Genomic DNA, 7,776 nt, shown 5'->3' with positions numbered 1-7,776 from the left:
TCACACTCGAAACTATTCTTCAAGAGAAGATATCGAGTGTAATGTATTGTTATACATTTTTATAAAAATTCCCTTTTTCCCCTACAAGCTTTGCTTAGCAAAAAATTGTAGCAATTATTATATACTAGTTTATTAGAGCTATACCTTAGAGAGCCTAAATTTTGATATTGTCAACAGTATCTTGCTTGAGGTAATTCTGAGGCTAATCTTAATCTTTACAATTCACTATATTCATGGAATAATACTGAACCAATCGAATAATCTGACTAGGTCTACGTCGATTAATGCTGTAGATTCACATCATAATATCTGTAAGTACGATTGTTTAAATTCGGCACTAAGGTAAACGCTTATTGTTTATTGATAATAATCGACTAATGGCTGATCAATATATATCACATAGCTATCGTATTCTTCAAGAATATAAAACTTCAATCTACTGTAGAACCTATAAGGTAAATGATGATAGTGCAGCGGCACAACCTTGTTACTATATAGCAAAAGAATATAAGCCTCTTTCTGAAGAACCAGAGGTAATGGAAGAAGCTGAAAGGCTTTTCAGTGAACGTGTCCAAGAGATAAGGGCTTTAAAAATTAACGGTATCGCAAATATTAAGTATCAGTTTCGCCAAGGCAATAGTTTCTATATACTTCGAGATTATATACAAGATAATACTATTGAGGCAGAGATTAAAAATGGAAAGTCTTTCCAGGAGGAAACAGTTAAGATAATTCTCAGGAAATCTCTAGAGATTTTAGTTCAATTACATAAACAAAAAATAGCTCAGGGTAATATTAGGGCTTCTAACCTAATATATTCAGGAGACGATCAACTAACTCTTCTTGATATTGGAGATTTAAACGAAATCGGTGGACTACAGATAGTTTCTGGCAAGGTGTCTATTGCTCTAGACAAATATAATGATCGTTACAAGCCACCCAAAGGGAATAAAGACAGGTATCGAGACGATCTATATGCTTTGGGAGTTGTTTGTATTGAGATGATCAGATCTCAGATTAATCCTCAGCTGATTAGTCACCAATCTACTAAAGAAACTATATGGCGTTATCACGTTCCTGGGAAAAGCCCTTTACAGATTAGCGATGATTTTGCCAAGATTTTAGACGAAATGATTCTTTATGAGCCCCAAGCTCGCTATCAGTCAGCTAAAGACATATTGAATGACTTAAAACCACTCCTTGATTCTAAGTCTAAAATCCCTACAAATGACAATAATCAGTTTAAGAGAAGTATTGTTATATTTAGGAAAAAAATATTTTCTAATCCAATATATACTGGACTAATTTTCGTTTCTTTAATTATTTTTATTTATTTATCGACAGCAGGTATTAAAACTCTTAGAATAATTGTTAAGCCTGAAACTTGTCCAATTAATATTGACGATAATATAAGTTGTGGTGAAGAGAGTCTATTGTTTGGTTTCCAACCGAAGAATAAAGCTGATGGCATTAAAGCCTATCGTGACCGAAACTACCTAGAAGCTTCAAACTTTTTTAAAGTTTCCTGGGAAATAGAAGATAGAGATCCAGAAACTCTAATTTACTGGAATAATGCTAAACTTAAGACAAATACCAATATAAAGCCCTATACTATTGCGGTTGGAATTCCTATCAGAGTAGACGAAGATACAGCCAAAGAGATACTTCGAGGAATTGCTCAAGCTCAACACAAGATCAATAACTCCGAAGCTAAGATCAATGGTAGACCGCTGAGGATCTTGATTGCCGATGATCATAATGATGTCGCTCACGCTAAGGATATGGCAAATCAAATAGCTTCTCAAAGTGAGATCATAGCTGTAGTTGGCCATTCTGATAGTGGAATTACCCTTAAAGCCTTGGAGGAGGTTTATCAAAAACATAGACTAGTTATAGTTGCTCCAATCAGTAGCTCAGAGTCTTTGACAGATTTCTGTATTAAGCAGAAACAGTGCTTCTTTTTTAGAATTATTTCTAATCATAATCATGCAGCTAAATACTTGGTTGATTTATTACTTGATGAGTTGGTAAAAAAAGGTCTTGAAAAAACAGCTGGGGTTGTTTATAGCCACCCTGATAATTATAGCAATTCGTTTAAATCCGTTATTGAAAAGCGTGTGCGAGAAAAAGGGAAGTTTATTAATTTAGAACCCAACGATCTCTCCAATCCATCGTTTGATGCAGGACAAATAATTGAGTACGCTCAACAAAATAAAGTAAATGGGATTTTTGTAGTTCCTGACGGGGGAACTACACGTGAGGCACTTCCTAACGCAATAGATTTGATTAAATCTAATCAGGGTCGGCTATTGATTGGAGGATCGTCCTCATTATACCATCCTCAGACTTTAGAAGGCCTATCTAAAGAGAGTGAAAGTGTATTATCAAAGTTTATAGCTTATTCTGATTGGCATCGCTTGGAAGGGTGCGTAGATACTCCTGAGGGAGAAGCCTTTTGCCAGCAAGCTTCAAAACTATGGAAAACAACTCAGGTAAGCTTGAGAACAGCCACTGCATACGATGCCATCATGACCATCGCTAAGGCTCTAGAGACTTTACCAAACCCCAATCGAATCAAGTTACAAGAAGCCTTAAGGAATAAAAATTTTAGTTACTCAGGTGTAACTGGGACAGTCAAATTCAAACCAGATGGTAACCGCACAGAGCCACCAGGAGCGGCAGTCAAAGTAATACAATCAACATGTGATTCAGCTTACAAAGGATTGGAATTTGTTCCCATTGAGTATGTAGATGAAAGACAATGTTAGTTGATTGAATAGAAAAACCTTATGAATAATACCGAAAAAACTGTTATTGCAGTAACTGGTCATACCAATTCTGGTAAAACAACTTTGATCAGAACGTTAACCAAGAGCAATGTCGGTCTAGTTGCTGACCAAGCACATGCAACAAAAAAGACTGAAACGATTCGCTATGATACTATGCAAGCTTGGTTCGTTGATTGTCCAGGTTTTGAGCTTCCAGATTCTTGTTTAGCCTATATGAGAGCTAAAAAACAAGAGCTTTCTCCAGAGATATTAGCAAACATATTTCCAAATGTTGATAGGATGAAATATGATCTAATTGCAATAGAAGGAGTCGAGAGAGCAGATGTGGTCATCTACGTTGTCGATACTTTAAATGATGTGCCGGAAGGAGGACATGATCAAGAAATTGAACTTTTAAAGGAATTAAATAAGCCTATTATTGGGATTGGTAATAAAAGTCGAAAAAAAAATGATCAGCATGGGAAACGAATAACTAAGTGGGAAGATTTTTTTAAAATAAACCATATCAATAATTACATTATGTTTGATGGTTGGTGGGATGATCCTTCCAAAGTTACTCGAATTTATAGCTATGTAGAAAATTTATTGTCTGGTCAAAAGAAAGAAAGATATCGCATAGACCTGGAAAATTTCAGACATAGACAGCTTGAAATTTTAAGGGAAGCTTCAGATTTAATGTATGACTGTATCCAAGCATGCAGCAAAGCAAAAAGACAAAAGGGTATTGATAATACTTCACCAGAAAAGGATCTCATTGATGAAATACGTGATGAAGTTAAACAGTTGTTGGAAGAATTTAACGAAAACGTTTCAAGGCTTTATAAATTAGCAGCAGACGATCCACTCAAAGGAGTTAATGACCTTAACTTTCATAAAAAAAACTTTTCAAAGCCTAAAGATGTAGTTGATGGTGCAGCTGCTGGTACAGGCATTGGGACTGGAATCGGTGGTGTTATAGGTGGGATAATCGGTTTTCTGATTGGATTACCTGTTGGTGGTGTTGCTGCTGGACCAGCAGCGCTAGTTGGTATACAGGTAGGGGCTACTGTTGTTGGTTTATTGGGAGGAAGTATTTGGGCTGTATTATCTGTAAATAACAATATAGAAGTTTCTATCGACCAAAATGGTAAAAACTTTATAGCTACTACTTGCCTAGCTATTATATGGGGAGTGTCTTACCACGGTTACGGAAACAGCCCAACAATAGGAGAGCAAGAAATTGTTGGGCTTTTACAAACAATTAAAAATTTCCAAGACAACAGATATATTGTTTGGGATCAACTAAGAAAAAAACAGGTTTTTGAAGAATGTAAACAGTTTTTTGATAAAATAGAAGGTAGATTGTGAGGTGGAATATTTAACAAAGGGAGCAGTTGCGTAGGGTGCGTTAGGGGAGCCCTGATTTAGCCAGTGTTAGCACAGCCCGCCCCGTAACGCACCACTGCTGGGTCAAACCACAAAAGGGACTATTTCTTTAAATCAATTGCATTGCCACGAACCAGATTGTCCACCAATTGAAAACGCGATGTGCCCCAGGCACCACTACGCGATTGACCTTGGCCTTTGGGCCACGCTACGCGAATGGTCACGCTACGCGAACGCATTAGGGAACAATTACAACAAATGGGAATTATTTTAAAGCGATCGCCCTAATGGTGAAACGAGTATTGGTAAGCATTCAGCGGTCAGCGCTCAGCGGTCAGCTTATTTTATTCAAAAGCACTGCGCTACGGGCACGCTACGCGAACAGTAGCCTGGCCATTCGCGTAGCGTGGCCAATGGCCTTGGCCATTGGCTTATAGCTGATATAGCGCTACGCGCAAGGCAGCTATGCTGAGGGCAGAAGGCAGAAGTTGACTCTAACAAGGTTTTAGAGGTAAGAGTTGTCCTAACCTTAGTGCGTACTGCTATAGCTGATAGCTGATAGCTGATAGCTGATAGCTGATAGCTGATAGCTGATAGCTGATAGCTGATAGCTGATAGCTGATAGCTGATAGCTGATAAACGACTAAAATAAGCCCCGCCTTTAGCGTCCGCTTATTTTTCTGGTTAGATTTTTGACAATCTCTCGTTGCGGACTGCCTTTGGGTAGTATTTTGTCAATCAAAGACTTTTTGTTTAACGTTCTCCGGAGTTGCCCAACCCAAGAATCCTTGACTTCGTTTTTATTGGCATACTCATATATTTGTCGCCACTCTCCACGAACAGCTTCGTTAGGCAGGGTGATTTCTTTGATATCGTCAAGAATATTGGAATCAGGAAAGCATATGGGAATCGGGTTGCCTGTCGCCAAAAAATTAAGTTTAGTCCTCACGCACTTCTCACATTTACCGCAATTTCGGTCTTTTAAGTCTCCTTGCCAACAGACACGCAAATTTTCAATACCAACTTTCCAATCACAAATTTCTTTTACTTTTTCGGTTCGGTTATGGCTGGCACCATCATGGATCACATGAAAATCGCCAGAACTTAACAAATGATCTGTAATCGGGGATGAACCCCAAGGAATAACCAGTGAATCATAGGGTTCACTACTACCAACAATACAGGTACCAGCAACTTTTTTGAAATTGCTAAGAACAGCAACTAAAACACAGGAAAAAGCATGTTCCCAATTGACTGTTGTAATTTCACGATAGTTGGTTTTGATCGGTACTAGTTTAAGCTGAATATCCTTTAAGGTTTCTTGGGCTCTCTTGCTAGCATTATTGAATGAGGTTTCTTCCCTAAGTGGAATGTCGAACCCGTGAACTATTGAGCATAGCTTGATGTCCTGAGACCGATGACTGAATTTTGCTTGGGAGTGACGCCATACTGAGAAGGTGGCATCAACACCCCCAGAAAAGGCACATATGGCACCAGATACTGGTGTACTATTATCTCTGATAGACTCTGCGCTAATATTAATGTAAGAATATAGGTCAGGTAACCATTTATACCATGCTACTTGATATTCAACCAAATTACTTAAGAGCTGTTTTGAGACTTCCCCTTTAACAATTACATCTCTTTCTTCTTTCATTGCATCCATAATGACCGCAAGCAAATAACTGTCACAATCATTATCTTCCGGGGGCACGATTGATTTATCGAATTGAAACCATAGCTCAGTCTGATCGACTTGGACATCGCCATCAATCCGCTTAATTCTGCATCGTCTAACGCAATCACTATCGGTAGTTTCGCGATTCAACGGTTCAATTTCAATATATTTCATGATCATGGTTTCCTGGGGGGGATATGTAAGCTAAAATCATTACTGGGTAATAATTTCAGCCCATAATTTACTTAAGGTTTTAGAGGTTGTCTGAAAAGTCTCATTTGCTACATCCAAGCCCCCGTTGGTCCCCCAATTTTGGGGGACTTCTACCAGCAAATTGATTCTTGTTCCCCCCAGAATTGGGGGGCTAGGGGGGCAAAATTCAGTATCAAAAAACTTTTCAGATATCCTCTTAGGGAACAGCGGATCTGGGAACAGGGAACAGGTAAGAGAGAAAAAATCCTGTGTACCTGATAGTTATGAAAAACGCTGTATAGTAAACTTTTCAGGACTCATGTCACCCCCTCAGGATAATTTCCTTCAAATATAACTATTTATAGCGTTTAAGGATAAGCAATGTCGCTCATGACTCTGAGAATTGCTATAACTGCTATAAAAGCGATCGCTAAATAGCTAAATAAAATCCTCAATCACTGCTGTTACCGCTTCATGATACTCTTCAGAAATACCTAAAGTTCCAGCTAATCTAACGGTTTGCACCTGTTCTAACTCTGCCATCGCTATCATTTCGGCTTTTGATTTAGGTGGTGCATTTTCCGCCAATATAATTAATACGGGCATGGAAACAGAATCTAAAAGCTGCAAAAATTCCTCCCGATTAGCAACAGGATCGATTGCGCCAGTCACAAAGGCAGCCGGGGCATATCTGCCGCCATCTTTGGAAGTGATTTTGTGTTTTTGGGCAATAAATTCGGGAGTTAGTTTGGTTTCATCCACATAGACGTGGCGTTTATACATCAAGCGTAGAAAAGAAGGGGTAGTGTTGAGATAGTATAGACTCTGACCTAACCAGGGCGATCGCACTAGGTTTTTTACTCCGTTTCTGACTCCATCGGGTAAACCCATTGCTCTTAACGGTCCTTTCCAAGTGGGAGCCACTAAAATTAGTTTAGAAATACTATCTGGATTATCTTGGGCAAATTTTAAAGCGTATCCGGAAGCATGACCCGCAGCAATTACAATAATTGAGTTATTATTAAAAACAGAGTTAACAAAATCTGCTAATAACTGCTGAAATAATACGGGATTGTAATCCACAGGAGGGCATTGAGACTCGCCAAATCCCAACCAATCTAGAACCGTAACTTGATACTTGGTAGCGAGTAGATTGGCAATACCTTTCATTTCTGTGCGACTAGACACCGTACTAAAAGCAGGAAGTAACAGTACAGGGTTTCCTGCGCCAATGGTTTCGTAGACTACTCGATACTGTTTGTCTTGCCAATTCCAGTTGTAGAAATTTTTGGTACCGCCAATACCAGAGTTAATCTGAGTGGGATTAGTTGCTGTAGTCATAGTGATAGTTAATATAGGGTTTGTATTTGAGTTTTGAACATAGGATTGATGGGAAAAGGGAACAGGGAACAGCGGATCTGGGAACAGGGAAAAAATCCTGTTTACCTGATTACGCTAGAAATCCCTATACAGGGTGATCAAAAAACTTGGGCATGAAAACCAAGTTGAACAAGAAGCTTTGAGTCAATAAGACAATAACCACTGCTGTTGTGGCAACTGCTACAGTTTTTATTTAATATTTTGTCAAATTAAGTAACTTTTTTAAGTAAAATTTAACGTAATCAAACTTAACAGTAGCTTGTAGGGTGGGCAAAAAGAGTTTGGTGGTTTTGATTAGTCACGAAATGATGACTTTGCCCACCCTACTCTACTTAACTTAACAGTAGCTTGTAGGGTGGGCAAAAAGAGTTT

Annotated in this window: 5 protein-coding genes; 3 read left to right on the top strand and 2 right to left on the bottom strand. The window is 38.6% G+C overall.

Annotation, left to right across the window (positions count from 1 at the left end):
• Positions 1–377: 377 nt before the first annotated feature.
• The 3 genes from F6K20_RS15885 to F6K20_RS15875 all read left to right on the top strand — a co-directional run bounded on the left by F6K20_RS15885 (position 378) and on the right by F6K20_RS15875 (position 4,591).
• Complete coding sequence (locus tag F6K20_RS15885; RefSeq protein ID WP_287265709.1) at positions 378–2,768, top strand: ABC transporter substrate-binding protein; 2,391 nt, start codon at positions 378–380, stop codon at positions 2,766–2,768.
• 21 nt (positions 2,769–2,789) lie between these two features.
• The gene (locus tag F6K20_RS15880; protein WP_287265710.1) at positions 2,790–4,136 is read left to right on the top strand and encodes a GTPase domain-containing protein; all 1,347 of its coding nucleotides are present in this window, start codon (positions 2,790–2,792) and stop codon (positions 4,134–4,136) included.
• A gap of 305 nt (positions 4,137–4,441) precedes the next feature.
• On the top strand, positions 4,442–4,591 hold the full coding sequence (locus F6K20_RS15875) for a hypothetical protein (RefSeq protein WP_287295281.1): 150 nt from the start codon (positions 4,442–4,444) through the stop codon (positions 4,589–4,591).
• A gap of 224 nt (positions 4,592–4,815) precedes the next feature.
• On the opposite strand, the gene F6K20_RS15870 is transcribed toward F6K20_RS15875, so the two are convergent.
• Entirely contained in the window at positions 4,816–6,006 is a 1,191-nt protein-coding gene (locus tag F6K20_RS15870) for a hypothetical protein (RefSeq protein WP_287295280.1), read from the bottom strand.
• Positions 6,007–6,462: 456 nt separating this feature from the next.
• Complete coding sequence (locus F6K20_RS15865) at positions 6,463–7,365, bottom strand: alpha/beta fold hydrolase (protein WP_287265714.1); 903 nt, start codon at positions 7,363–7,365, stop codon at positions 6,463–6,465.
• Positions 7,366–7,776 lie beyond the last annotated feature (411 nt).

It is taken from the genome of Moorena sp. SIO2C4 (genome assembly GCF_010672485.1).
GTDB lineage: Bacteria > Cyanobacteriota > Cyanobacteriia > Cyanobacteriales > Coleofasciculaceae > Moorena > Moorena producens.
The sequence above is the reverse complement of the archived record's forward strand: the minus strand, read 5'-3'. Positions and strand labels throughout refer to the sequence as shown.